Origin of the sequence: Sphingobium sp. PAMC28499 (assembly GCF_004795815.1) — a bacterium.
Lineage (GTDB): Bacteria > Pseudomonadota > Alphaproteobacteria > Sphingomonadales > Sphingomonadaceae > Sphingobium > Sphingobium yanoikuyae.
In genome coordinates, this window is the sequence record NZ_CP039248.1 from 562062 (window position 1) to 584777 (window position 22716).

The window sequence follows — 22716 nt, forward strand, 5'->3', positions numbered from 1 at the left end:
GATCAGGGATTGTCGGGTCGCTGCTGCTGAGCCGGCTGGCGCTGGCGCGGCGTGCGGCCCAGCACATTGTCGATCCACTGCTGGTCCAGGCGCGGCGGCGCCGGGCGATCGGCCGGATCGGGCTGGGCCGCCTCCTCGCCATCCTCCGCCTCGCTGCCGGCCGGCCGGGCACGGTCGATCGGCAGGCCATTTTCATCGACCATCATGCCGCCTTCCATGCCGTTATCCGGCTGGCCGTAATAGGCTTCCTCGTCCGGCTCCAGCTGCCATTCGGGCAGGGTGACCTGGGTCTCGAACTGCTCCACCGGCCGCTTGGCGACGGCGATCTTCATATAATCGGCGAAGGCGTGGGCCGGCGCGCGACCGCCATAGAGCGAAGGCACCGCCTTGGCGTCATCGCGGCCGACCCAGACGCCGGTGGTGATGCCGCTGGAAAAGCCTAGGAACCAGCCATCCTTGCCGCTGTTGGTGGTGCCGGTCTTGCCCGCGACCGGGCGTCCGATCTGCGCCGCCTTGCCGGTGCCGGTGCTGACCGCGGTCTGCATCAGGTCGGTCATGCCCGCCGCGACCCAGGGCGCCACCAGCACGCGGCTGGTGTCATCCTGATGCTGGTAGAGCATCCGCCCGTCGGCGGTCGTCACCTTGGTGATGCCATAGGGGGTGACTGCCACGCCCTTGCGCGCGATCGAGGCGAAGGCGCGGGTCATGTCGATCAGTCGTACGTCCGACGTGCCCAGCACCATCGAGGGGTGGGTGTTGATCGGCGTGGTGATGCCGAAGCGGCGCGCCATATCGGCGACGGTCGGGAAGCCGACCTCCACGCCCAGCTTCGCCGCGACCGTGTTGATCGAATAGGCAAAGGCCGTGCGGATATCGATCGCGCCGGCAAAGCGGCCATTGCTGTTGCGCGGGCTCCAGCCATTGATCGTCACCGGCTCGTCGGTGACGCCGGTATCAGGCGTATAGCCTGCCTCCAGCGCCGCCATATAGACGAAGATCTTCCAGGCCGAACCGGGCTGGCGCACGGCGGTCGTCGCGCGGTTGTAGTTGGAGGTCACATAGTCGAGCCCGCCGACCATGGCGCGCACCGCACCGTCGCGGTCCAGGCTGACCAGCGCGCCCTGCATGCCGTTCGACACATTGGCCTTCACCGCAGCGGTCGCCGCATTCTGCATGCCAAGGTCAATGGTGGTATAGACTTCCAGCGGCTCATTGGGCTCGTCGATCAGCGTATCGAGCTGCGGCAGCGCCCAGTCGGTGAAATAGCGCACGCTGTTCTGCGGCGGCTCGGGCGCCATGCGCACGCCAGCCAGATTGGCATTGGCATGCTCGGCAGCGCTGATCTTGCCATTTTCCTGCATCAGGTCGAGCACCACGCCGGCGCGGCCGATCGCGGCCTCGGCATCGGCGGTGGGGGAATAGCTGGACGGCGCCTTCACCAGGCCGGCGATGATCGCCGCCTCGGGCAGGTCCAGGCTCTGCGCGGGATGGCCGAAAAATTTGCGGCTGGCAGCGTCGATGCCATAGGCCCCGCCGCCGAAATAGACCTTGTTGAGATAGAGTTCCAGGATCTGCTGCTTGGAGAATTTGCGCTCCAGCGCCATCGCCAGCACCATCTCGCGGACCTTGCGGCCCCAGCTATAGCTGTTGTTGAGGAAGATGTTGCGCGCGACCTGCTGGGTGATGGTCGACGCCCCCTGCCAGCGCCGGCCGCTGCCGCGCCGTTCCAGCGCGACCCAGGCCGCGCGTGCCATGCCGACCGGATCGACGCCGGGGTGCATGTAGAAACGGCGATCCTCGGTCGACACCATCGCATCGACCATGACCGAGGGGATCTGGTCATAGCTCAGCCAGCGACCGAAACTCGGCCCCAGGGAAACGATGACCGACCCGTCCGCCGCATGGACGCGGATCATCTGGCCGTTGGGGGAGGATTTTAGGCTGTTATAGTCGGGCAGCGACTGCATCGCGATGAACACGGCGACGCCGATCGCGACCAGACCGGCAAAGGCGCCGACCAGACCGATCTTTAGCCCGCGCACCAGCCATTTCTTCGCCTTGCCCGGCGCCTTCTTGCTCTTGTCAGATCGTGCCATTTGCCGCCCCGGATACGCGCTATTACCGGCCCGGACCAGCGCAAATCAGGGCGCTCGTCCGGAAAACTCCCCGGTCTGTAAGGATGATGCGGCTTTACCCGCGATGAATATTATCGGTGGAGGTCCGAACAAGCCGGGGCGGGCAGGACAGACTGCCCCCGCCCCGCACCAGTCCGTCCCTATGACGCTCTTATTCCGCGTCGTCGCGCGACTTGAAATCCAGCGACGCGCTGTTCATGCAGTAACGCAGGCCGTTGACGCCGGGACCATCAGGGAAGACATGGCCCAGATGCCCCTCGCAGGTGGCACAACGCACCTCGGTGCGGATCATGCCATGGCTGGCGTCGCGAATTTCCTCGACCGCGTCGATATCGACCGGTGCGGTGAAGCTGGGCCAGCCCGACCCGCTGTCATATTTTTCCTCGGCATCGAACAGCTCCGCGCCGCAACCGGCGCAATAATAGACGCCGTCGGCCTTGTTGCTGTTATATTTGCCGGTGAAGGCCCGTTCGGTGCCCGCTTCGCGCAGCACATGATATTGTTCGGGGGAAAGGCGCGCACGCCATTCGGCTTCGCTCAGGTCCAGCTTTTCCATGGTCGCAATATGGCGTCCGCCGAAGCCCTTATCAAGTCCGCGATCAGGCCCGCTCGCGCGCCGCCTGTCGGGCGATCGCCAGCAGCTCGTGCCGCACCAGCAGATCGCCCAGCCCCTTGCCGCCGCGGCTGGACCGTTCGGCCTGGGCCAGACGCTGGATGACGCGCGCGATGCCGGTCGCGTCCCATAGCCGCACCTGGCGGGTGACCAGGCCCTTCTCCTTCCAGAAGACCGCCTTGCCGGCCGATTCCACCGCCGCCTCCAGCCGCCCGCTGCTGTCGAAATCGGCGCGGATATTGGCGATCAGCATGGCACGGGTCAGCAGCGGCCGGATCACCGACGCCATGGCCGCGCCGATCTCCGTCAGATTGTTGAGTTCCTTGTGCATCGCCCGGAGGTCGCCGCCCAGCACCGCATTGACCAGCGGCGCGGCATCGGAATCGGGATTGTCGGCCGACAGCGCATCCAGCGCCTCCGCCGTCGCCTCGCGCGGCTGTTCCGGCGCGGCGTCGAGATAGAGGACCAGCTTCTCGATCTCGATTCCCATCAGCGCCCGGTCGCCATTGGCCAGGTCTACGATGCGGCGCGCCAGTTCCTGCGGCAGGCGCAGGCCGTTCTCGCGCGCCGTCGCCATCGCGATCTGCTCCGCCTCGCGGGCATCGGGCTGATAGGAGATGAAGGCCATGCAGCCCTTGTGGTCGAGCGCCAGCTTGACCAGCTTCGACGTCGCCTTGAGCGCGCCCGCGATCGCGATCACCGGATTGCCCGCTGCCTCCGCCTCCAGCAACGCCGTCACCGCCGGCAGCGATTCATCGCCCATGTCGTTGATGCGCACCCAGCGCTTGTCGCCGAACATGGAGAAGGACGCCGCCTCGTCGGCCAGCCGTGCCGGATCCTCGCGCAGCGTGGCCACGTCCAGGTCAACCCGCTCGGCCCCCGGCCCCATCGCCCGCTCCAGTCGCCTGGCGAGCGCCGTGCTGCCCGCCTCGTCAGGACCATAGAGCAGGAAGAAGCGGATATCCGACGGCGGCGCGTCGAGCGCCTTTTCTATCTGGCCGCGATTGGCTTTCACTGGCCGGTCGACGCCGCCGGCGATGAGGCCGACGATGGCGCCGCCTGGGCGCCTTCCTTGCGCGTCGCATACAGCGCCAGGCGGGTGACGATCTGGTCGGCCACGATCTCCGACAGCCGCTCCAGCGCCGTATCTTCGGCCGCGATCGTCGCATATTCGCTCGACGTCGCGTTGATGCCGGCGTCCGACCCGGCGCTGTCGTCCAGCACCTGCGCGCCGGTCGCTTCATCGATCAGCTGATAGCGCGCCCGCAGCGTGCGCCGCTCACGGGTGATGGCGGCGTCTGACCGCAGACCGAAACCGCTGATCTGGTCGTCCAGCTTCACCACCAGCTTGTAGCTGGGGCCGGAACCATTGCTGATCGCGCCAAGCCGGTCGTTGAGCGCGTTGCGCATCAGCCAGCCGCCCTTGCCCGCAATATCCTGCACCTCGACATGGCCCAGCCCCTGCGCCACCGCGCCATGGCTGCCGCCGCCATAGACCGGGCGCAGCCCGCAGGCGGTAAGAAAGGTCAGGGCGACGAGGGGAAGGATGCGCTTCATGGGCATGATCCTTATCCCGTCACCCCGCCCTTGTCGAACCAAAGGTCGGGGTGACGGGCACAGGTCAGATGACCAGATTGACCAGACGGTCGGGCACCACGATCACCTTCTTGGGGGTGGCGCCGTCCAGCGTGCGAACGACGTTCGGCGCGGCCAGCGCCAGCTTTTCCAGTTCGTCCTTCGGCGTGCCCTTGGGCACGGTGATGGTGTCGCGCAGCTTGCCCATCACCTGGCAGGCGATGGTCACTTCATCCTCGACCAGCAGCGCCGGATCGACCGCCGGCCAGGCGGCTTCGGCGATCAGGCCCGGCTGCGCCATCTCGGCCCAGCCCTCTTCGGCCAGATGCGGGGTCATCGGCGCGACCAGCAGCGCCAGCGCGCGGATCGCCGCGGTGCGGCTGGCCGACGGCTTGGCCTTCTCGATCGCGTTCACCAGCTCATAGATCTTGGCGACGGCCTTGTTGAAGCCCAGCGCCTCGATATCCTTGGCAACGCCGTCGATCGTCTGGTGCAGCTTGCGGTCGAGCGCCTTGTCCTGGCCTTCCGCCGCCGCATCCGCTTCGCCGAACAGGCGCCAGACGCGGTTGACGAAGCGCCAGCTGCCCTCGATGCCAGCCTCGGTCCAGGGCAGGTCGCGCTCGGGCGGGCTGTCCGACAGCATGAACCAGCGCACGGCGTCGGCGCCATATTGTTCGATGATGTCATCGGGATCGACGACATTCTTCTTCGACTTGGACATCTTCTCGACGCGGCCGACCGTGACCGGCGCCCCGCTCTCGATATGGATATAGTCGTCGCCGGACTTCTTGATTTCCTGCGGCGACAGCCAGCTGCCATCGCCGGCCTTGTAGGTCTCATGCGTCACCATGCCCTGAGTGAACAGGCCGGTGAAGGGCTCGGCAAAGCCGAGCTGGCCCATATGCTGCAGCGCGCGGGTCCAGAAACGGGCATAGAGAAGATGCAGGATCGCATGTTCCACGCCGCCAATATATTGGCCGACCGGCAGCCACTGCTCGACGGTCGCGCGATCGAACGGCTTGTCGTCGGGCTGGCTAGCGAAGCGGATGAAATACCAGCTCGAATCTGCGAAGGTGTCGAGCGTGTCGGTCTCGCGCCGCGCCGCCTTGCCACAGGACGGGCAATCGACATGCTTCCAGGTCGGGTGGCGGTCCAGCGGGTTGCCGGGAATGTCGAAGGTCACATCCTCGGGCAGCTTCACCGGCAGCTGGTCCTTGGGCACGCCCACCACGCCACAATCATCGCAATGGATGACCGGGATCGGGGTGCCCCAGTAACGCTGGCGCGACACGCCCCAGTCGCGCAGGCGGAACACGGTCTTGCCCGCGCCCCAGCCTTCGCCCTCGGCGCGGGCGATGACGGCGGCCTTGGCGGCTTCGACGGCCATGCCGTCCAGGAAGCGCGAATTCACCAGATGGCCGGGGCCGGTATAGGCCTCGTCATGGATCGGCTTGTCGGCTTCGCCATCCAGCGCGACGACACGCTCGACCGGCAGCATATATTTGCGGGCGAAGTCGAGGTCGCGCTGGTCATGTGCGGGCACGCCCATGACGGCGCCGGTGCCATAGTCCATCAGCACGAAATTGGCGATGAAGACGGGCAGGTGCCATTCCGGATCGAACGGATGCGCGACCGTCAGCCCAGTGTCAAAGCCCAGCTTCTCCGCCGTTTCCAGCTCGGCGGCGGTGGTGCCGCCTTCCTTGCACTTCTCGATGAAGGCAACGGCATCGGGGTTGTTCGCGGCGACGGCCTGCGCGACCGGGTGGTCGGCCGCGATCGCGACGAAGCTGGCGCCGAAGATCGTGTCGGGGCGGGTCGAATAGACCTCGATCGCGCTGTCGAACGGCGCGACCGGCTTGAAGCTGAACTGCAGGCCGACCGACTTGCCGATCCAGTTTTCCTGCATCAGCCGCACCTTGTCGGGCCACTGGTCGAGCGTCTGGAGGCCCTCCAGCAGATCGTCGGCAAACTGGGTGATCTTGAGGAACCACTGGTTGAGCTTGCGCTTCTCGACCAGCGCGCCCGAGCGCCAGCCGCGCCCGTCGATCACCTGCTCGTTCGCCAGCACGGTCATGTCGACCGGATCCCAGTTGACCTGGCTTTCCTTGCGATAGACCAGGCCGGATTCCAGCATGTCCAGGAACAGCGCCTGTTCATGGCCATAATAGTCCGGCTCGCAGGTCGCGAGTTCGCGGCTCCAGTCGATCGCGAAGCCCAGCTTTTTCAGCTGCGCGCGCATATTGGCGATGTTGGACCGGGTCCATTCGCCGGGATGCACCTTCTTTTCCATCGCCGCATTTTCGGCCGGCATGCCGAACGCGTCCCAGCCCATCGGATGCAACACTTCATGGCCGGTCATCCGGCGGAAGCGCGCCAGCACGTCGCCCATCGAGTAGTTGCGGACATGACCGATATGGATGCGCCCCGACGGATAGGGGAACATCTCCAGCACGTAGCTGCGCGGCTTCGTCGAGGCATCATCCGCCTTGAAGCTCTGCTTCTCGTCCCAGACGGCCTGCCAGCGGGCGTCGGCCTCCAGCGGGTTGAAGCGCCTTTGCATGTCATGTCCTTACAAATGCAAGCGGGCTGGGCTCTGTAAAAGCCCAGCCCCGATGGTTTGAAAACAGGGCGTTACCGTATCAGTCGCGCCCGAAAGGGGTGGTTCAGCCGATCGCCATGCGACGCAGGTCGCGCGCCTTGGTCAGGATGATCTCTTCCAGCTTCTGCACCGTCGCGGCCTGCACCGGGGCATCGACCCACTGGCCATTCTGGTTGACCTGGCGGCTGGCGGCCACGCGCAGCGCGTCGGCGCGCAGATCCTGGTCCAGGATCGACACGGTGACCTTCATCCGTTCACTCGGCGTGTTGGGATTGGTATACCAGTCGGTGACGATGACGCCGCCGTTGGAATCGGTCTGCACCATCGGCATGAAGGACAGCGTGTCCAGGCTGGCGCGCCACAGATAGGCGTTGACGCCGATGGTGGTGACCTTCGACGCGGCCAGATCGGCCTTGGGCCGTTCCTTCGCGCCGCCCCCGCATGCGGCAAGCGGCAGGAGCGCAGCCAGCAGAAGACCGGAGGAAAGGGTAACGGGAAGGCGACGGACCATCAGGCATGTCCTAGCTTGAAAAAGACGAAAAACGCCCCGCTTCTATAGTCGACGCGCGCCATTGGGCAAGGGGGCGCGCGGGTCCGACACGCCACGGATCGTCGCAACCCGTCCTCGGAGTCTGTGTGCTCTGTGCAACAGCTCAGACAAAAAGCGGATAGCGCCTCTGGTCAATGGCGCTTTTTGGTGTCTAATGCGTCTTGAAAAATAACCGGTGGGGAAGAGATTCGAATCATGCGCGTGAAACGGGGACATTTGGCATTGGCAGGCTCGGCGATCGCCGTCGCTGGCTTCATGCTGTCGCCCGCTTTTGGCGCCGCAACCGATCTCGTCCGCATGCGTGAGGAAGCCCCGGTATCGCTCGGCGCGCTGGGCAGCATTTCTTCCTTCACCCCCACGACCAAGGATTCGCGCCTGGCTGCGGCCTATGCGAAGATCGCCGCCTCGGCCGGTCGCCAGAATTTCCGTTTCACGCCGACCAGCGGTTCGCTCAGCGGCCAGCGCTCGATCACCGTGATGGTGCGCGCCAGCGACGTCGATCGCGTTGCCGCCAACCGCTCGGTGGTCCCGGTCAACATCGCGCCCGTCAGCTTCAGCCTGAACGGCGAGCATGGCTGGCGCAAGTTCGCCCTGCCGGAAAATACCGGCCGCAAGGCGCTGGACCCGGTGCCGGTCGAAACCATGGTCGATGCGAAGAATTTCTCGCTGGATGACGGCAAGAAGGATCGCTTCAGCACCAAGGTGCTGCTGGAAAGCCGTCGCGAGCCGACGGCGACCGTCCGCAACCCGAGTGCGGACAAGGATTATTCGCTGGATCTGGCCAGCTCCTATTCGCTGACCCGCAACCTGAACGTGACGGCGGGCATCCGCTACAACAACAGCGTTGCCGGCCGCCTGACCCCGATGACCGACGAGCGCCAGGACAACCAGGCCGTCTATCTGGGCACCATCTTCAAATTCTGATCGCCTGAAAGGGCAGGGATACGCATGATCGGCATCGCCTGATGCCGATCGATCCAATGCGTCAGCAGTAACTGCCACCACCCTTGGCGCAGAGCATGACCGGCTCGGTCTCGATCAGGCGCAATGACTGCACCATGTCGGCAGTGCCCTGCTTATATTTCAGGAAATGCGGTGTCTTGAGATGCGCCTGATAGGCCGCGTCACTGGCATAGACTTCCAGCAGGCGGATGCTCGCTGGCTTTCCGGCGATCGCCACCGCCGACAGCGACAGCACGCCCGGCTCCTGCGCCACCGATGCGGCAATCTCCTCGCGCAGATAGGCCTTATAGTCCTCGATTTGCGCCGGATCGATCTCCAGCTCCGCGATCCGCACGATCGGCTTGTCCGGCGCGGCCTGCGCCTTGGCCTGTCGCCCGGCCCCGACGCCAAGCATGAAGGCGGCCAGCGTCAATGCGCCCACCGCCGCCTTAGTCCTGCGCATCGTCGAACAGCTTGCGGGCGATGCCCAGTGCGGTCATCGCCGGCGGCCAGCCGGCATAGAAGGCCAGATGGGTGATGGTCGCGATGATCTCCGCGCGCGTCAGCCCATTGTCCAGTGCCCGCTGCAGGTGAAAGGGCAGCTCATTGCCGCGATAGAGCGAGATGAGGCTGGTGATGGTGATCAAGCTGCGGTCGCGCGGCGACAGTGCCGGATCGGCCCAGACTTCGCCGAACAAAGTCTTGTCGGTCATTTCCGCCAGATGGGGCGCCAGATCGCCAAAGGATCGGCGCGCGTCGGTGGGTTCGGTCATGTCGGGTCTCCGCAAAATGGATGGCGTCTCTCCAACCTACCCGACTTATCCACAGGCTATTAGGCCCGCATCCGCGCTAGGCCCCATGACCCCAATTCATATATGGTCGGTCAGTCCGTCGATCGCCGCCCAGCCCGCCGCGCCGATCCCGCGCAGCATATGCCGGTGCTTTGCCCTGACCCCGCCCAGCGCGATCACCGGCGCCTTCGCCTGCCGCGCGAGCGTCGCAAAGCCGATCCGCCCCAGCGCCCCGGCACCAGGATGCGACCGGGTCGGGAACAGAGGAGACAGAAAGACCATATCCGCGCGCGCCGCCGCCTGAAGCTCCTGCCGGTCATGCGCCGCCTGGCTGTGGATAAGTCTGTGGAAATTTTTCGCCCCATCCCGCCCATGCCAGCCATCCGCGCGCCAGGCCGCCGCCGTTCGCGCGTCGCCCGCCAGCATCAGCACCAGCCCCCGCCGCCGCGCAATTGCCCGCAATGCCTCGAACAGCGCGCGCCGTTTCACCGCTTCGGTATGATAATGGCGAAAGACGATTCCCGCGCGCCCGTATGGCAAGCGCGCCGCCGCCGCCAGCAACGACGCATCCTCCACCCGCTCATCGGTCATCAGCCATAGGCCGGGCAGCTTTTTGCGGTGGCGGGCGTGCATGGCCATCGCCTATAGCAGCCGCCATGACCACCGACATCCCCGAAGCTGCGGCCCGCCTCGCCACCCTGCGCGACCAGATCGACCGCGCCGCCCGCCTGACCCAGCGCAGCGCCGACGACATCAACCTGATCGCCGTGTCCAAGACCCAGCCGGCCGAAGCGATCCTGCCGCTGATCCACGCCGGCCAGCGCGTCTTCGGCGAAAACCGTGTCCAGGAAAGCCAGGACAAATGGCCCGCCCTGCGCGAGCAATTTTCGGATCTGGCCCTGCATCTGGTCGGCCAGCTCCAGTCCAACAAGGCAGCCGATGCTGTCGCCCTGTTCGACGTCATCCATTCGCTCGATCGCCTTTCGCTGCTGAGCGCGCTCGCCAAGGCGATGGAAGCCGCGGGCAAGCGCCTGCCCTGCTTCATCCAGGTGAATATCGGGGCCGAGGAACAGAAGGGCGGCTGCCCGATCGCCGATGTGCCGGCGCTGATCGCCGCCGCGCGCGACGCCGACATCCCCTTGCTCGGCCTGATGTGCGTGCCCCCGGCCGATGTCGAGCCCGCCCCCTATTTTGCCCTGCTCGCGAAAATGGCGCGGGAAGAGGGCCTCCCGCGCCTGTCGATGGGCATGTCGGGCGATTTCGAAACCGCCCTGATGCTGGGCGCCACCGACATTCGCGTCGGCACCGCCCTGTTCGGCGAACGTGCCCCCGTCAGCCGCCCCGTCCCCCGGAGTGGCCTGGGGATGATCAGAAACGCCCCCGCAAGGTAATGCCATAGGTGCGGGGTTCGGCCAGATAGGCGGAGATCAGCTGGTTCGCCATCGGCGCGCCCTGCGCGAACTGCCCGGTGGTCGATGTCGCCGGGCTGCTCGACTGGAGCGGGCTGCTGAAGGCGACCTGGGTATAATCCTGGTTGAAGATATTCTGGCCCCAGAATTCGACCGCCCAGCGCTGATCCTTGCCCCGCAGGCCGACGCGCGCATTGAACACCGCAAAGCCATCCTGCGCCTTTTCCGGGAACAGGTCGGACCCGGTATTATAGTCGCTCATCATGCGGCCATCGATGTAGAAGAGCGCGGACAGGCCGTTCGACCCGATATCCGGCGTCCAGGCCATGCTCGCGGTCGTCACCAGTTGCGGCGCATTGCTGTTGATCGATCCGGGCAGCAGGAACAGTGCCGGATCGAGCGGCACGCTGCCATCGCCGCTGCCGACCAGCCGCTTGGCAAATTTCGCCCGTGCATAGGTCAGGCCGCCGGTCAGGCGGAAATGGCGCACCGGTGAAGCGGTCAGTTCCAGCTCCACGCCCTGGCTGATCAGGCCCGGCCCGACATCGCCGGAATCGCAGGTCCGCGCCGCCGACAGGGCGCTGTCACAGCCATTGATATTCTGCACGACGAAGCTGGTGCCATTGAAGGTGTTCAGCTGGAAATTCTTGAACTCCTGGCGAAAGGCCGCGATGTTCGCGCTCCATTTCGGCTGAGTATATTTGAGGCCGATTTCAAAGGCATCGACCTTCTCTGCGGCAAAGCGCAGGCTCGTCACATCGGCATTGGTGCGCGGCGCATAGACCGCCGGCACGGTATTCAGGCCGGTCGATCCCAGCTGGAAGCGGTCGAGGTTGAAGCCGCCCGCCTTATAGCCCTTGGAATAGCTGCCATAGACCAGCATCTCGTCGATCGGCTTCCACGACAGCACCGCCGTGCCGCTGAACTCGCCGTCGCTGATCTTGTCGTTGAGGTCGAGCGCATTGAGCGTGGTCGAGCCATTGCCAAGGCAACCGAGCGTCAGGATGCCACCCGCCAGCGCCGCCGCACTGCCCAGCGACGCATTGGTCGCCAGCGTCGGCAGCGAAGAGGCCTGCAACGCCGCGCAGGTCGCGTTGTTGTTATTGAAATCCGAAGAGAATTTCTTCGATTCATGGGTGTAGCGCAGGCCCAGGGTCAGATCGAGCCGCTTGGTGATGTGGATGATATTATGGGTGAAGAGCGCCCAATTCTCGCTCTTCTGGCGATAGATGGAGGCAACGTCGCCGGTGCCTTCCGGGATCGCCGCCAGCGCGCGCAGGCCATTGCCAAGACCGGTGGAGATCGCCCCCGCCTGCGCCGCCGCAACGCCGGCCGGCAGTCCGGCATTGATCAGCGCGGCAGTCAGGCCGGCGTTGAGATTGGCCTGCGTGCCGCCGATCAGCGCCGACGTGGCAAGACCGCTGCCGCAGGCTGCCAGTTGCGCTGCGGTGAAGTTGCTGTTGACGCCCGCACCCGCCATCAGGCGACAGGCGGCAAAGCGGCCATAGTCGGCGCCGAAGCGGATATTATCTTCCAGCGTCAGCTTCTCATTGGCGTAATAGCCGCCCACCAGCCAGTCGAGCGCCTCGTTGAAGGCTGAACCCTGCGCCCGCAATTCCTGGGTGAAGGTCTTGAACTGGCGATAGGTGTTGGGATCGCGATAGAGAAGGTCAGCGCCCGAATAGTCATAATCGCCATAGTCGCGGGATTTATAGTCGCGATAGGCGGTGATGCTGGTCAGTTTCGCGCCGCCCAGATCATAGTTGATCTCGCCCGACACGCCCCAATCCTTGAGCTTGCTGACATAGTCGCGCCCTTCGGTGATGGTCAGCTCGCGATCATAGGGATCGGCGGGGAAGACGCTGCCCTGCCCGGCCAGGATCGCGCCGATGCGGTTGAACGGTGCCGTGCTATAGCCGCCGCCGGTCGCCGGCCGCCGCTCGCGCGTCTCGACATAGGCCGCGCCACAGCAGCTTTCGTCGCGATTGGTATAATCGCCGATCAGCCGGATCGACAGGGCATCACTGGGTTCGATCAGCGCCTGACCACGCAGGAAATAGCGGTCGCGATCATTGGTATCGCCAACCTTGTTGCCGCTGGCATCGACCAGATCGTAGAAACCGTCGCGCTTGGACCAGACGCCGTCCAGGCTCAGCGCGATCCCCTTGGCGATCGGGCCCGTGATGCGCCCGGCCAGGCGCCAATAATCATAATTGCCATAGGTCGCCTCGGCCATGCCGCCCAGGGTGAATTCCGGCGCCTTGCTGACGATGTTGATCAAACCGGCCGACGCATTGCGGCCGAACAACGTGCCCTGCGGCCCGCGCAGCACCTCGACCCGCTCGATCTCGCCCAGATCATTGAGGCCCGCGCCGGTACGCGAACGATAGACGCCGTCGATGAACACCGCGACCGAGCTTTCCAGGCCAGGATTGTCGCCGACCGTGCCGATACCGCGAATACGGGCCGAACCATTGGCCTCGGTCCCGGTCGAAGAAACCAGCAGGGACGGCGCCAGTTGATTGAGCGCGCGAATATCATTGGCGCCGCTATTCTGCATCGCCTGCTGGCCGACCGCCGATACCGCGATCGGCACGTCGGACAGTGGGCTGGCGCGGCGGGTCGCGGTGACGATGATGTCGACGCTTTCGGTGTCCACCGCCGCCTGCGGCGCGGCATCCTGGGCATGGGCAAGCGGTATGGCGCCCACCAGCGCGACGGCACCGGCGGACAGCAGCCAAAGGCTCTTGTGCATCATGATGTGCATCCTCTCCTGGCCCGCCTGGCTTTTTGCCGGGTCGGGACTATGCGCGATTATGCTGCCACAGTCGGAATAACGCAATATATCGCGTGATTCCGGGCTTTTTCCGCAGTTGCGTGATGATGGCTGCATGGCCCTGTTGCCTAGCAGCAACAATTTAACGCCCGGTTTCCGTAGCGTTTGCTTACGTCAGCGGAAAGCGCAGCAATCGGTCGGAAACGGGTATCAACGCCATTGCACCCGGCCCGACGGCCTTTTGTATCTCGCCATGGCCCGCATCCAGCCCGCCGGTCAGCGCGCCGAGCGCCGGCAGGATCAGCTTGGTCGGCGATCCGACGAAGCAGCGGCGCGACACATGCCGGCCGCGCAGCGACAGGCGCAGCTTGGGGTGGAAATGGCCCGATATCTCTGGCCGGGGGTCGGTCGCGTCGGCCTCATGCCGCAGCCAGACGCCGTCCACCTCCGCCTCCACCGCACGGCGTCCGCCCGGCATCTGCGCCACGCCGACGTCATGATTGCCGGTTATCCACAGCCAGTCGAGCCGTTCGGTCAGCCCCTGCAATCGCGCCCGCGCCCGCGGGTCCAGCCGCGCCGCGCCATCGGCATCATGAAAACTGTCGCCCAAAGACCAGATTGCCCGCGCGCCGGTGCGCGCCACCAGCGCCTCGATCATGTCCAGCGTCGCCGCGCTGTCATGCGGCGGCAGGAACTGGCCGAAACGCGCATACCAGCTCGCCTTCTCGAAATGCAGGTCGGCCACCAGCAGCGCGCCATGCGCCGGCCAGAACAAAGCCGCCTCCGGCAAAGCCAGGAAATCATGACCTGCGAACGAAAGGGGAACCATCGCCCGGCTATGCGCCCTCTTCGCCCGGCTTTCAAGTATGCGCGCCAGCGCCTATAGGGCTCCCCATGTTCACCGTCGCAGCCCTCTACCGTTTCGCCACCTTCGCCGACCCGCAGGCAACCGCTGCCGACCTGCGCGCGCTCTGCGCCGATCTTGGCACCTGCGGCACGCTGATCCTGGCGCGTGAAGGCATCAATGGCACGGTCGCGGGCACGGCCGACGCGATCGAGCGGCTGGTCGCCCATATCCGTGCCCTGCCCGGTTGCGCCGATGTCGACGTCAAATATGCAACCGCCGACAGCGCGCCCTTCGGCAAGATGAAGGTCAAGGTGAAGGCGGAGATCGTGACCCTGGGCGCGGGCGACCTCGATCCCGCCCATCAGGCCGGCGTGCATCTCGACCCCACGGACTGGAACGCACTGATCGCCGATCCCGACACCGTCATCATCGACACCCGCAACGCCTATGAGGTGGCAGTCGGCACGTTCGAGAATGCGATCGACCCGGCCACCCGCTCCTTCCGCGAATTTCCCGCCTGGTTCGACGATTTCGCCGCCAAGCTGCGCGACGAAGGCCGCAGCCCCAAGATCGCGATGTTCTGCACCGGCGGCATTCGCTGCGAAAAATCGACCGCGCTGGTCAAGGCGCGCGGCTTTGATGAAGTCTATCACCTCAAGGGCGGGATCCTGCGCTATCTGGAGGAAATGCCACAGGCGCAAAGCCGGTGGCAGGGCGACTGCTATATCTTCGACGAGCGGGTCGCGGTCGGCCATGGGCTGAAACAGGGCCATTATGCCACCTGCAGCGCCTGTGGCCTGCCCTATCCGCGCGATACCGACCATGACTGCCTCGGCGACGCCGACGGCGCCTGGCCGCATCGGGGCTAATCCGCGCTTTCCACCAATTCGACCATCTCGAACTGATAGGATGTCCAGCCCCGCATCCGCGCGCCGTCGGGCGCGGCGGCGCGCTTCTTCTTCGCCTCGGCCAGCGAGCGGGTGTGGCCCCAGAAGACCTCGGTCTTGCCATTTTCCAGTATGGCCACGATCCGCCAATAATGGGTGAAGGGGTCGGCGGTCGGCCCGATCTTCTTCACATAGCCGTCCGGCATGGTGGCCGTCAGATAGCGTTTCCGGCGCGCCATCGGTTCAGGCCTGATAGCGGTGCAGACCCGCCCCATGCGCCTTCAGCCAGGCGCGCGCCGGGCGCGGATCCTCGCCATAGATGCGGGCATGGGCCGCGTGGAAGGCCGGGCTATGGTCCATGTGCAGCAGATGCGCCAGCTCATGCGCCACGGTCGATCGCCGCACCCAGGCCGGCGCCAGGATCAGCCGCCAGCTATAGCGGATCGCCCCGGTCGATGTGCAACTGCCCCAACGGCTGCGCGTGTCGCCGGTGCCGACCGAGGCAACGATCAGGCCATGATCCTGCGCCATCGCCAGCGTCTCCGCCTCCAGCACCGCCTTGGCCCGTGTCCTCAGCCAGCGCAGCACCCGCGCACCGACCGATTCCGCCGCCCCGCCCAGGATCAGCCGGTCGCCCTCCAGCCGGATCGTGCGGGTCGCCCCCGCGATCCAGCAGATGCGCACCTCGCGCCCTTCCAGCGGGAAGGTCGCGCCATCGCCCAGCAGCGTCACCGCCGGCGTCACCGCCATTTGCGCCCGGACCCAATCCTCATGCCCCTGTGCCCAGCCGAGCGCGCGCTTGAGGTTCGCCCGCGCCGGCAGCGACAGCCGCAATTCGCCGCGCAGCCCGTCGATCGTCAGCTTGTAGGCGCGCGCCCGTGCCGACCGGCGCACCCGCACCGGCATGGCGACGCCGTCGATCAGGATTTCTGCCTCAGAGCTCTCGGTCGACAAGATGATGTTCCCAATCGCCGGCATCGGCCTCCGCCACGGTCCAGCCGCGTACGGATTCCTTGGCCCGATGCACCGCCTCGCGATCGCCGCAGACCAGATAATGCCAATCGGGCAGCGGCAGCCCCGCCTCGCGCAGCCGATAGGCACAGGTGCGCGGCAGCCAGCTGATCTGCTTCACCTTGGCCGGGGTCAGCCGCACGCAATCGGGCACGAACCGCCGCCGGTCGGGATAGTTGGTGCATTGGCCGCTATGCCGGTCGAGCAGGCGACAGGCGACATTGGTCGGATAGATGCGGCCCGTGTCCTCATCTTCCGCCTTGTGCAGGCAGCATTTGCCGCAACCGTCGCACAGCGCTTCCCATTCGGCGCGGTTCAGCTTGTCGAGGGGCTTGTCCCAGAAGTCCAAATGTCACTTGACCCATTTTTCGAGAAAGGCGCGCACGATATCCGGCGCACCCTCGTCCACGTCCGGCGTGCCCGGATCATCGACCGGCACCAGCGCGATCGGCTTGCCGTCCGGCCCGAACAGATAGGGCGTGCGGCTGTGGCTGACCAGATAGTCGCTCGCCCCTTCCGGCTTTTCCGCATTGTAGAGGACGACGAAGTCCTTGGCCACCTTTGCGATCTGCTCCGGCGTGCCGGTCAGGCCGACGAGGCGCGGGTGGAAGGCCGCGACATAGGTTTTCAGTACCGCCGGCGTGTCCCGCTTGGGATCGACGCTGATGAAGATCGGCTGCACCTTCGCGGCCCGTTCGGGTGCTTCCTTTTCGAAGGCGCTGAACGCCTGCATGATCCGCTGCAGATCGACCGGGCAGACATCCGGGCAATAGGTATAGCCGAAATAGACGATCCGATACTGGCCCTTATAATCGTCCCAATGCACGGTCTTGCCGTCCTGGTCCGTCAGGGTGAAGGACGCGCCGATGCGCGCACCGACCAGATTGCCCTGCTCGCTCTCGCCGCTTGATGCGTTGCCGCCAGCCCCCATATTGCATGCCGTCAGCAAGGCCAGAAGCGGCAGGGCGAGCGAGATCAGCGCTTTGTTCATGGTGTCGCCTGCCATGCCTTGCTATGGGCCGATTTGCAAATCGAACGGGGCGCGCGACGATGAAGATTGGGATGAAGAGCGGACTTTCCACCTGGCTGTTTCTGGCGCGGCCTGCCGCCATCACCCTGGCACTGATGGCCCCGGTTGCGGCCCAGGCCCAGTTTTCCAACAATTACAACTTCCTCAAGGCGGTGAAGGACGCCGACGGGGAAAAGGCAACCGACCTGCTGCAGAAGCCGGGTTCGACCGTCATCAACAGCCGCGACGTCACCACCGGCGAAACCGCGCTGCACATCGTCATCGGCCGCCGCGACACGACATGGCTCAACTTCATGCTGTCAAAGGGCGCCAATCCGAACCTGGCCGACAATAATGGCACCACGCCGCTGTTGCTCGCCGTGCAGAACCGGTACGAGGAAGGCGTGCGCCTGCTGCTCGCCCGCGGCGCCCAGGTCGACAAGACCAATGGCAGCGGCGAAACCGCCTTGATCCGCGCGGTGCAGCTGCGCGACATCGGCCTGGTCCGCCTGCTGGTGGCGCAGGGCGCCAATGCGGACAAGCGCGACACCATCGCCGGCATGTCCGCCCGCGACTATGCCGAGCGCGACAGCCGCACCCCCGGCCTGGTCGAAGCGCTCGATTCCGCCAAGACCAACGCCGCCGCGCCCAAGGGCCCGGTCCAGGGTCCGGTCTTCTGATATGAAAAAGGGCGGCCAGGCCGCCCTTTTCTTTAACCCTTACCAGCCCAATTCCGCCGCATAATCCGGGTCGGCCAGCGCCGACAGACGGCGGGCGGCGCGGCGGGCGAAGCGCAGCGTCTCTGCCTTGCGCCGGGCGGCGGCCAGCGGCTCGAACGGCGCGGCCCGCACCAGTTCGGCATCATATTGGTCGGCGACGATCAGGCCGGTGCGAGCCGGCCACAGCGCCTCGCTGTCGAATAGGCTGACGTCGAAGCCCGATGGCACCGCCCAGAAATAGCGGTCGCAATAGTCGAAATAATCCGGCCATTTCATGTCGCCCAGCAGGTCCGCCCGGCTGCACTTGATCTCGACGATGGTCAGGCGCCCGGCGCTGTCGATCGCCATGATGTCGGCCCGCCGGCCATTGGGCAGCGGCACTTCCAATATGCCGTTCATGTCATGGCGGTGGAACAGGCGCAGCGTGCCGCGCGCAACCGCCAGTGCGGTTCCGTCGGTCAGCGGTGAACAGCGATCGGCGTCTTGGGCGGCGTCTTGAATGGTCATGGCACCAAACTAGAACAGGAAGGGAACAAAAGAAAAGACCGATTCGGACATGGGGTCCGAACCGGCCTTCAAAAGGGCGTCACTGTCGCGCGGTGAGCGCGGATCAGCGATAGAAGACGTGATTGTCGATCGACGCCAGCTTTGTCTTGCCCCAGCCCGGCGACACGCGGCGAGCGTGGAAGAACAGCGCGCCTTCGGCCTGGCTGTCCCAGCTATCGTCCAGAGCGATCTGCGCGATCGCAACAGCTTCGCGCCAGGAATCGCTGGCGATATTGATCGGCGGCATGCCGTGACCACGCACGAAGCTGAACTGGCTCGGCTGGTAGACGACGCCACACAGGCTGCTAGCGAAGCGACCCGACTTGGCGCGGTTGATGATGACGCGGGCAACGGCCAGCTGGCCCTCCAGCGTTTCACCCTTGGATTCGAAATAGACCGCACCGGCCAGGCACTTCATGTCGCCTTCGACATCCTCGGGAGCGCCTTGCGCATCAACCAGGGCTGCCAGGGTCTCGGCCTTGGGCTCGATATCGGTCGAAAAATTGCTGCCAGCCTTGGAGCCGGAATCCAGCGACTGCGCGACTTCCTGCGGCGCAGCGAAAACGACGGCGGGCTTGGTGCCGGCCGTGGGTGCGCTAGTCAGCGCGGCGGTTTCCGGAAGAGAAACCGTGGACAGGGAGGCCTCGCTGGCGCTCGACATGTCCGACGCCGTAACAGCCGCAGCGGCCGACAGCGTAAATGCCGCGATGATCGCGGCCTTCAGACGAAAACTCATTATTGCTCAAAATCGTGCGGTTATTGGCCAGAAACGTCGATTGTAACCGATATTCTGTGACGTTCGGCCGCCCCCCGTCTGCGTGTTTACCGGCCCGCCCCCCATGGACGAATGCAGGCAACCTGCGCGTTCAGCGTCGGCTGCCATTGCCCGCGCGCGTGCAAGGAGTCAACGATCAGCAGATCGTTTCAGCGGCGAACCGTTCCGCATCCGCGATATCAAGCTCCACCAGCCACAGGTCGGGGTCCGATCTGCGCCGGCGTTCGGCATAGGCGGCGAACGCCTCCGGCCCCTCTTCCGCAGGGGGTCCACAGCGCATCAATGCATGGCCGCCGCGAAAGTTCGATACCCGTTCGAAAATTGCGGATTCCCGCCCCTTGTCCATCACCTGGACCAGGATGACGCCGCTCATTGCATCGCCCTTGGCCAATATCATGGCAAAGCCACCGGCGGCATTCACCCGCTTCACCAGCGCGCCGACCAGCATCGCGCTGGTCAGCCGCGCGGCCGGACTATCCTCAGCCATGATATCCCGGCAGCGATGACAGCGGAATCTGCGACCGCATGAAGGTGCCGGTGCCCCGGCCCACCTCTTCCCCGTCCGAATCGAGGATGCTCGCCTCGGCGACATAGACGCGACGCTTGCCGCTGATCCAGCGCCCTTCAGCGCGCAGCTTTCCGGGGCCGATCGGCCGGGTGAACAGCAGGTTGAAGGCGGTGGTCAGCAGGAAACGATCGCTGACCAGACTGTTGGCGGCATAGAAGGCCGCATCGTCCAGCATCTTGAAATAGACGGTGCCATGCACCGCGCCGGCGGCATGGAAATGCCGCTCGTCGACCTCGAAATCGATCACCGATCGGCCGGGCTCCGGCACGCGCAGGGTCGACAGGAACAGGTCGTTGATCGGCGCGCTGTTGTAGAGATGCTCCAGCGCGCGAAAATGCGCCGCCTCGCCACTGGCGAGCGCGGCGGCCTCAGGCGGCGTCACGCGCCTCACCACCGGCCAGCAGCGCGTGCAGCGCCTCGGCCGACTTGGCACCGCGCAGGCGCGTCACCTGCGCCTCGTCGCGCAGATAGCGCGATACACGCGCCAGCGTCTTCAAATGCTCGGCACCGCTGTCCTGCGGCGAAAGCAGCGCGAACACGACATCGACCGGCGCATCATCGACCGCGTCGAACGGCGCCGGCGGATCGAGCAGCACGACCACGCCGCACATGCGATCAAGGTCCGGCAGCTTGGCATGGGGAATGGCAACGCCGCCACCGAAGCCGGTGGAGCCCAGACGCTCGCGCTCCAGAAGCGCGTCGGCGGCCGCTTCGGCATCGACGCCATAGGATTGCGCCGCCAGAGCCGCGATCTTCTGGAACAGCATCTTCTTGCCGTTCACAGTCACCTCGGTGGCCAGCGCGTCCGGCGAGACAATATCGTTGAAATGCACCATTTTACTTCCGGGGGCAGCCGAGGCGCGCCCAGCCTGTCGAAAAAAATGCGCGTTGCTCGGAGAAACTAAAGCCCGGCCCCATAGGCCGCCTGCACCCGGAGGTCAACAGGCGGCCCGGCTTGGCAGGGGGTCAGCCGCGCGGCTCGACCCAGCCGATCGTGCCGTCCTGACGGCGATAGACCATATTATAGGCCGACGTGCCGGCATTGAGGAACAGCAGCGCATTGGTGTTGCGCAGGTCCAGCATCATCACCGCGTCGGACACGCTGGCCTCGGGAATGTCGACCCGCGTTTCGGCAACGATCAGGGGCGCGTCGGCCGCTTCGGCCTCCTCGTCGGCGGCACCGGCGAAGATCGTATAGCCCGCGCCGTCGATATCATCGACGCTGTAGCCATTGGCGCGCTGCGCTTCGGCCGCGGCGGCCTGGATGCTGCGGTCCTTCAGGCGGCGCATATAGCGGCGCAGCTGCTTCTCGATCCGGTCCGATGCCTGGTCGAAGGCGGGATGCGCCTCCTGCGCCTCGCCGGCGCCCTTCAGGATCAGGCCGGTCATCACATGGCAGACGATATCACAATGGAAGGCGCCATGCGGGGCCGGTCGGAAGGTCACCTGGGCGGAAATCGTGCGGGAGAAATATTTCTCGGCTATCGCTTCCAGCCGGTCGCTGACGTGCTGCTTGAGCGCCTCGCCCGTCTCGACCTGATGCCCGGAAACACGGATATCCATATGCCTTCTCCTTATTCTTGCCGGGACGCCGGATCAGCGGCCCGGTTGGCACGTGGCAAACGCCGGCAGGTTCAGGCCGGCGGCGCCTCCTCGAGCCAGAGCGGCTTATCCAGCTTCGCGACGAAAGCGGCATGCCTCTCCAGCTCCTCCGCGCTCGCCGTGAAGACGCGCGCGGGACGAACAGGGCGAACAACGGCGGTTTCCGTCAGTTCCACCCTGACGATCTCTTTCTCTTCCTCCTGTGCAAGACCCAGGCCGATCTGACGGCCGCCGGTCAATTCGACATAGAGCTGCGCCAGCAGTTCGGCGTCGAGCAGCGCGCCATGCTTGACGCGGTGGCTGCGGTCGATGCCGTAACGGGTGCAGAGCGCGTCCAGGCTGTGCTTGGCGCCGGGATGCAGGGTGCGGGCGATCGCGACCGTGTCGATCATCCGGTCCATCGACACGGCGTCGCGCGCGCACAGCTTCAATTCGTGATTGAGGAATCCGAAGTCGAAGCGCGCATTGTGCGCGACCAGCGGGCTGTCCTCCAGGAAATCCATCAGCTCGGCCACGCCCTCGCGGAACAGCGGCTTGTCCGACAGGAACTGGCTCGACAGGCCATGCACCGCCTCGGCGGCGGAGGGCATGTCGCGCTGTGGATTATAATAGGCATGGAAGGTGCGGCCGGTCGGCACGCGATTGATAAGCTCTATGCACCCGATTTCGACCAGCCGATCGCCGGATGCCGGATCAAATCCCGTCGTTTCGGTGTCGAAAATGATCTCGCGCATCGCCCTTTTGAACCGACTCTCTATGACTCTACTTATCTGCCTGTCCGGGCGCCAAGGCAAGCGACCAGACGCCTGACCTGTGCCCGGGTTGCGGCAAATGTCGTACCCGTGTTGATGATATAGTCTGCCCTTAGCCGCTTTTCAGCATCGGGCAGCTGCAAGTGCAGGATTCTACGAAATTTTGCCACCGTCATGCCCGGCCGGGCCAGCACCCGCCGCCGCTGTTTCCAGGCGGGCGCACTGACGACGATGATCCCCGCCATGCGCCGGTGGCCACCCGTCTCGAACAACAGAGGCACGTCCAGAATCACGAATTTGCGCGACCGATGGCGTTTGAGGAATCGCCGACGCGACTCGCCGACGGCGGGATGGACGATCGCCTCCAGCGCCTTCAATTCGGCGGGATGACCGAACACCGCTGCGCCCAGCTTCGTCCGGTCAACGCCCTGCGGCCCGGTGGTGCCGGGAAAACGCGCTTCGATCGCCGGGATCAGCCGGCCGCCCGGCCCCTGCAGCCGATGCACCTCGGCATCGGCATCGAACACGGGCACGCCCTCGCGGCGAAACATCGCCGCAACCGCCGACTTGCCCATGCCGATCGAGCCGGTGAGGCCGTAGATCTTCACCC

Annotated in this window: 27 protein-coding genes; 4 read left to right on the forward strand and 23 right to left on the reverse strand. The window is 65.4% G+C overall.

The annotated features are described in order from the left end of the window. Positions 1-2: 2 nt before the first annotated feature. From E5554_RS02700 to E5554_RS02725, 6 genes are all read right to left on the reverse strand, one after another. Positions 3-2096: a PBP1A family penicillin-binding protein gene (locus E5554_RS02700; protein ID WP_136185909.1), complete on the reverse strand. Its 2094-nt coding sequence runs from the start codon at positions 2094-2096 to the stop codon at positions 3-5. Positions 2097-2286: 190 nt separating this feature from the next. Next, positions 2287-2691 carry a peptide-methionine (R)-S-oxide reductase MsrB gene (gene msrB / locus E5554_RS02705; protein WP_004209174.1) on the reverse strand — a complete coding sequence of 135 codons (405 nt, stop codon included), beginning with the start codon at positions 2689-2691 and terminating at the stop codon, positions 2287-2289. A gap of 43 nt (positions 2692-2734) precedes the next feature. Further along, the gene (holA, locus tag E5554_RS02710) at positions 2735-3763 is read right to left on the reverse strand and encodes a DNA polymerase III subunit delta (RefSeq protein WP_136185910.1); all 1029 of its coding nucleotides are present in this window, start codon (positions 3761-3763) and stop codon (positions 2735-2737) included. Beyond that, positions 3760-4305 carry an LPS assembly lipoprotein LptE gene (gene lptE, locus E5554_RS02715; RefSeq protein WP_136185911.1) on the reverse strand — a complete coding sequence of 182 codons (546 nt, stop codon included), beginning with the start codon at positions 4303-4305 and terminating at the stop codon, positions 3760-3762. The genes holA and lptE overlap by 4 nt, the downstream gene beginning before the upstream one ends. Positions 4306-4369: 64 nt before the next feature. Next, complete coding sequence (gene leuS, locus E5554_RS02720; RefSeq protein WP_136185912.1) at positions 4370-6883, reverse strand: leucine--tRNA ligase; 2514 nt, start codon at positions 6881-6883, stop codon at positions 4370-4372. Positions 6884-6986: 103 nt separating this feature from the next. Beyond that, positions 6987-7433: a DUF3576 domain-containing protein gene (locus tag E5554_RS02725; RefSeq protein WP_004209178.1), complete on the reverse strand. Its 447-nt coding sequence runs from the start codon at positions 7431-7433 to the stop codon at positions 6987-6989. Between the two features lie 234 nt (positions 7434-7667). Between E5554_RS02725 and E5554_RS02730 the strand changes: the two genes are divergently transcribed. Beyond that, on the forward strand, positions 7668-8396 hold the full coding sequence (locus E5554_RS02730; protein ID WP_004209179.1) for a hypothetical protein: 729 nt from the start codon (positions 7668-7670) through the stop codon (positions 8394-8396). Between the two features lie 61 nt (positions 8397-8457). Here E5554_RS02730 and E5554_RS02735 read toward each other — a convergent pair whose 3' ends face one another. The 3 genes from E5554_RS02735 to E5554_RS02745 all read right to left on the reverse strand — a co-directional run bounded on the left by E5554_RS02735 (position 8458) and on the right by E5554_RS02745 (position 9838). After that, positions 8458-8877, reverse strand: coding sequence for a putative quinol monooxygenase (locus E5554_RS02735; RefSeq protein WP_247594360.1), 420 nt, complete (start codon positions 8875-8877; stop codon positions 8458-8460). Next, positions 8864-9187: a carboxymuconolactone decarboxylase family protein gene (locus E5554_RS02740; protein ID WP_010335771.1), complete on the reverse strand. Its 324-nt coding sequence runs from the start codon at positions 9185-9187 to the stop codon at positions 8864-8866. The genes E5554_RS02735 and E5554_RS02740 overlap by 14 nt, the downstream gene beginning before the upstream one ends. A gap of 96 nt (positions 9188-9283) precedes the next feature. Then, positions 9284-9838 carry a thiamine phosphate synthase gene (locus E5554_RS02745; RefSeq protein ID WP_210729794.1) on the reverse strand — a complete coding sequence of 185 codons (555 nt, stop codon included), beginning with the start codon at positions 9836-9838 and terminating at the stop codon, positions 9284-9286. A gap of 23 nt (positions 9839-9861) precedes the next feature. Here E5554_RS02745 and E5554_RS02750 point away from each other — a divergent pair, with 23 nt between their 5' ends. After that, complete coding sequence (locus E5554_RS02750) at positions 9862-10596, forward strand: YggS family pyridoxal phosphate-dependent enzyme (protein ID WP_136185914.1); 735 nt, start codon at positions 9862-9864, stop codon at positions 10594-10596. On the opposite strand, the gene E5554_RS02755 is transcribed toward E5554_RS02750, so the two are convergent. Next, positions 10574-13369, reverse strand: coding sequence for a TonB-dependent receptor (locus E5554_RS02755; RefSeq protein WP_210729827.1), 2796 nt, complete (start codon positions 13367-13369; stop codon positions 10574-10576). The two genes, E5554_RS02750 and E5554_RS02755, sit on opposite strands and share 23 nt — an antisense overlap. Positions 13370-13559: 190 nt before the next feature. Continuing rightward, the gene (gene pdeM / locus E5554_RS02760; RefSeq protein WP_136185916.1) at positions 13560-14219 is read right to left on the reverse strand and encodes a ligase-associated DNA damage response endonuclease PdeM; all 660 of its coding nucleotides are present in this window, start codon (positions 14217-14219) and stop codon (positions 13560-13562) included. A 65-nt stretch (positions 14220-14284) separates the two neighbouring features. Here pdeM and E5554_RS02765 point away from each other — a divergent pair, with 65 nt between their 5' ends. After that, entirely contained in the window at positions 14285-15106 is an 822-nt protein-coding gene (locus E5554_RS02765) for a rhodanese-related sulfurtransferase (protein ID WP_136185917.1), read from the forward strand. On the opposite strand, the gene E5554_RS02770 is transcribed toward E5554_RS02765, so the two are convergent. From E5554_RS02770 to E5554_RS02785, 4 genes are read right to left on the reverse strand one after another with little or no spacing between them, the layout of a single operon-like run. Beyond that, on the reverse strand, positions 15103-15363 hold the full coding sequence (locus tag E5554_RS02770; RefSeq protein WP_004209188.1) for a hypothetical protein: 261 nt from the start codon (positions 15361-15363) through the stop codon (positions 15103-15105). The two genes, E5554_RS02765 and E5554_RS02770, sit on opposite strands and share 4 nt — an antisense overlap. Positions 15364-15367: 4 nt before the next feature. After that, positions 15368-16078 carry a SprT family zinc-dependent metalloprotease gene (locus tag E5554_RS02775; protein WP_037519365.1) on the reverse strand — a complete coding sequence of 237 codons (711 nt, stop codon included), beginning with the start codon at positions 16076-16078 and terminating at the stop codon, positions 15368-15370. Beyond that, a complete protein-coding gene (locus E5554_RS02780; RefSeq protein ID WP_004209190.1) occupies positions 16059-16484 on the reverse strand; it encodes a YcgN family cysteine cluster protein in 426 nt (141 codons plus the stop codon). Before E5554_RS02780 ends, E5554_RS02775 begins: the two co-directional genes overlap by 20 nt. Before the next feature lie 3 nt (positions 16485-16487). Next, positions 16488-17141 (reverse strand): SCO family protein, encoded by a 654-nt coding sequence (locus E5554_RS02785; RefSeq protein ID WP_136185918.1) that lies wholly within the window; start codon positions 17139-17141, stop codon positions 16488-16490. A gap of 44 nt (positions 17142-17185) precedes the next feature. Between E5554_RS02785 and E5554_RS02790 the strand changes: the two genes are divergently transcribed. Beyond that, positions 17186-17824, forward strand: coding sequence for an ankyrin repeat domain-containing protein (locus tag E5554_RS02790; protein WP_136185919.1), 639 nt, complete (start codon positions 17186-17188; stop codon positions 17822-17824). Between the two features lie 39 nt (positions 17825-17863). Here the strand turns inward: E5554_RS02790 and E5554_RS02795 are convergent, their stop codons facing one another. From E5554_RS02795 to coaE, 8 genes are all read right to left on the reverse strand, one after another. Further along, positions 17864-18370 (reverse strand): MmcB family DNA repair protein, encoded by a 507-nt coding sequence (locus E5554_RS02795; protein ID WP_136185920.1) that lies wholly within the window; start codon positions 18368-18370, stop codon positions 17864-17866. A gap of 103 nt (positions 18371-18473) precedes the next feature. Beyond that, complete coding sequence (locus E5554_RS02800; protein WP_063975995.1) at positions 18474-19145, reverse strand: cell wall hydrolase; 672 nt, start codon at positions 19143-19145, stop codon at positions 18474-18476. Between the two features lie 175 nt (positions 19146-19320). Continuing rightward, positions 19321-19671 carry a DUF1491 family protein gene (locus E5554_RS02805; protein WP_004209195.1) on the reverse strand — a complete coding sequence of 117 codons (351 nt, stop codon included), beginning with the start codon at positions 19669-19671 and terminating at the stop codon, positions 19321-19323. Further along, the gene (locus tag E5554_RS02810; RefSeq protein WP_017499440.1) at positions 19664-20134 is read right to left on the reverse strand and encodes a PaaI family thioesterase; all 471 of its coding nucleotides are present in this window, start codon (positions 20132-20134) and stop codon (positions 19664-19666) included. The genes E5554_RS02805 and E5554_RS02810 overlap by 8 nt, the downstream gene beginning before the upstream one ends. Next, positions 20121-20588: a PTS sugar transporter subunit IIA gene (locus E5554_RS02815; RefSeq protein ID WP_017499439.1), complete on the reverse strand. Its 468-nt coding sequence runs from the start codon at positions 20586-20588 to the stop codon at positions 20121-20123. The genes E5554_RS02810 and E5554_RS02815 overlap by 14 nt, the downstream gene beginning before the upstream one ends. Positions 20589-20718: 130 nt before the next feature. Beyond that, complete coding sequence (gene raiA, locus E5554_RS02820; protein ID WP_010335785.1) at positions 20719-21315, reverse strand: ribosome-associated translation inhibitor RaiA; 597 nt, start codon at positions 21313-21315, stop codon at positions 20719-20721. Between the two features lie 71 nt (positions 21316-21386). After that, complete coding sequence (gene dnaQ / locus E5554_RS02825; protein ID WP_004209199.1) at positions 21387-22088, reverse strand: DNA polymerase III subunit epsilon; 702 nt, start codon at positions 22086-22088, stop codon at positions 21387-21389. A gap of 32 nt (positions 22089-22120) precedes the next feature. Beyond that, positions 22121-22714 carry a dephospho-CoA kinase gene (gene coaE / locus E5554_RS02830; protein WP_136185921.1) on the reverse strand — a complete coding sequence of 198 codons (594 nt, stop codon included), beginning with the start codon at positions 22712-22714 and terminating at the stop codon, positions 22121-22123. Positions 22715-22716: the final 2 nt, after the last annotated feature.

Bases quoted from the DNA above. Each gene is read 5' to 3' on its own strand.
- E5554_RS02750 (WP_136185914.1), top strand. From the start codon at position 9,862: ATGACCACCGACATCCCCGAAGCTGCGGCCCGCCTCGCCACCCTGCGC.
- E5554_RS02800 (WP_063975995.1), bottom strand. From the start codon at position 19,145: ATGAGTTTTCGTCTGAAGGCCGCGATCATCGCGGCATTTACGCTGTCG.
- dnaQ (WP_004209199.1), bottom strand. From the start codon at position 22,088: ATGCGCGAGATCATTTTCGACACCGAAACGACGGGATTTGATCCGGCA.
- E5554_RS02740 (WP_010335771.1), bottom strand. From the start codon at position 9,187: ATGACCGAACCCACCGACGCGCGCCGATCCTTTGGCGATCTGGCGCCC.
- E5554_RS02755 (WP_210729827.1), bottom strand. From the start codon at position 13,369: ATGCACAAGAGCCTTTGGCTGCTGTCCGCCGGTGCCGTCGCGCTGGTG.
- E5554_RS02725 (WP_004209178.1), bottom strand. From the start codon at position 7,433: ATGGTCCGTCGCCTTCCCGTTACCCTTTCCTCCGGTCTTCTGCTGGCT.
- E5554_RS02815 (WP_017499439.1), bottom strand. From the start codon at position 20,588: ATGGTGCATTTCAACGATATTGTCTCGCCGGACGCGCTGGCCACCGAG.
- E5554_RS02735 (WP_247594360.1), bottom strand. From the start codon at position 8,877: ATGCGCAGGACTAAGGCGGCGGTGGGCGCATTGACGCTGGCCGCCTTC.
- E5554_RS02745 (WP_210729794.1), bottom strand. From the start codon at position 9,838: ATGCACGCCCGCCACCGCAAAAAGCTGCCCGGCCTATGGCTGATGACC.
- E5554_RS02770 (WP_004209188.1), bottom strand. From the start codon at position 15,363: ATGGCGCGCCGGAAACGCTATCTGACGGCCACCATGCCGGACGGCTAT.
- E5554_RS02730 (WP_004209179.1), top strand. From the start codon at position 7,668: ATGCGCGTGAAACGGGGACATTTGGCATTGGCAGGCTCGGCGATCGCC.
- pdeM (WP_136185916.1), bottom strand. From the start codon at position 14,219: ATGGTTCCCCTTTCGTTCGCAGGTCATGATTTCCTGGCTTTGCCGGAG.
- leuS (WP_136185912.1), bottom strand. From the start codon at position 6,883: ATGCAAAGGCGCTTCAACCCGCTGGAGGCCGACGCCCGCTGGCAGGCC.
- msrB (WP_004209174.1), bottom strand. From the start codon at position 2,691: ATGGAAAAGCTGGACCTGAGCGAAGCCGAATGGCGTGCGCGCCTTTCC.
- E5554_RS02795 (WP_136185920.1), bottom strand. From the start codon at position 18,370: ATGACCATTCAAGACGCCGCCCAAGACGCCGATCGCTGTTCACCGCTG.
- E5554_RS02765 (WP_136185917.1), top strand. From the start codon at position 14,285: ATGTTCACCGTCGCAGCCCTCTACCGTTTCGCCACCTTCGCCGACCCG.
- raiA (WP_010335785.1), bottom strand. From the start codon at position 21,315: ATGGATATCCGTGTTTCCGGGCATCAGGTCGAGACGGGCGAGGCGCTC.
- E5554_RS02785 (WP_136185918.1), bottom strand. From the start codon at position 17,141: ATGGCAGGCGACACCATGAACAAAGCGCTGATCTCGCTCGCCCTGCCG.
- lptE (WP_136185911.1), bottom strand. From the start codon at position 4,305: ATGAAGCGCATCCTTCCCCTCGTCGCCCTGACCTTTCTTACCGCCTGC.
- E5554_RS02790 (WP_136185919.1), top strand. From the start codon at position 17,186: ATGAAGATTGGGATGAAGAGCGGACTTTCCACCTGGCTGTTTCTGGCG.
- E5554_RS02805 (WP_004209195.1), bottom strand. From the start codon at position 19,671: ATGGCTGAGGATAGTCCGGCCGCGCGGCTGACCAGCGCGATGCTGGTC.
- E5554_RS02700 (WP_136185909.1), bottom strand. From the start codon at position 2,096: ATGGCACGATCTGACAAGAGCAAGAAGGCGCCGGGCAAGGCGAAGAAA.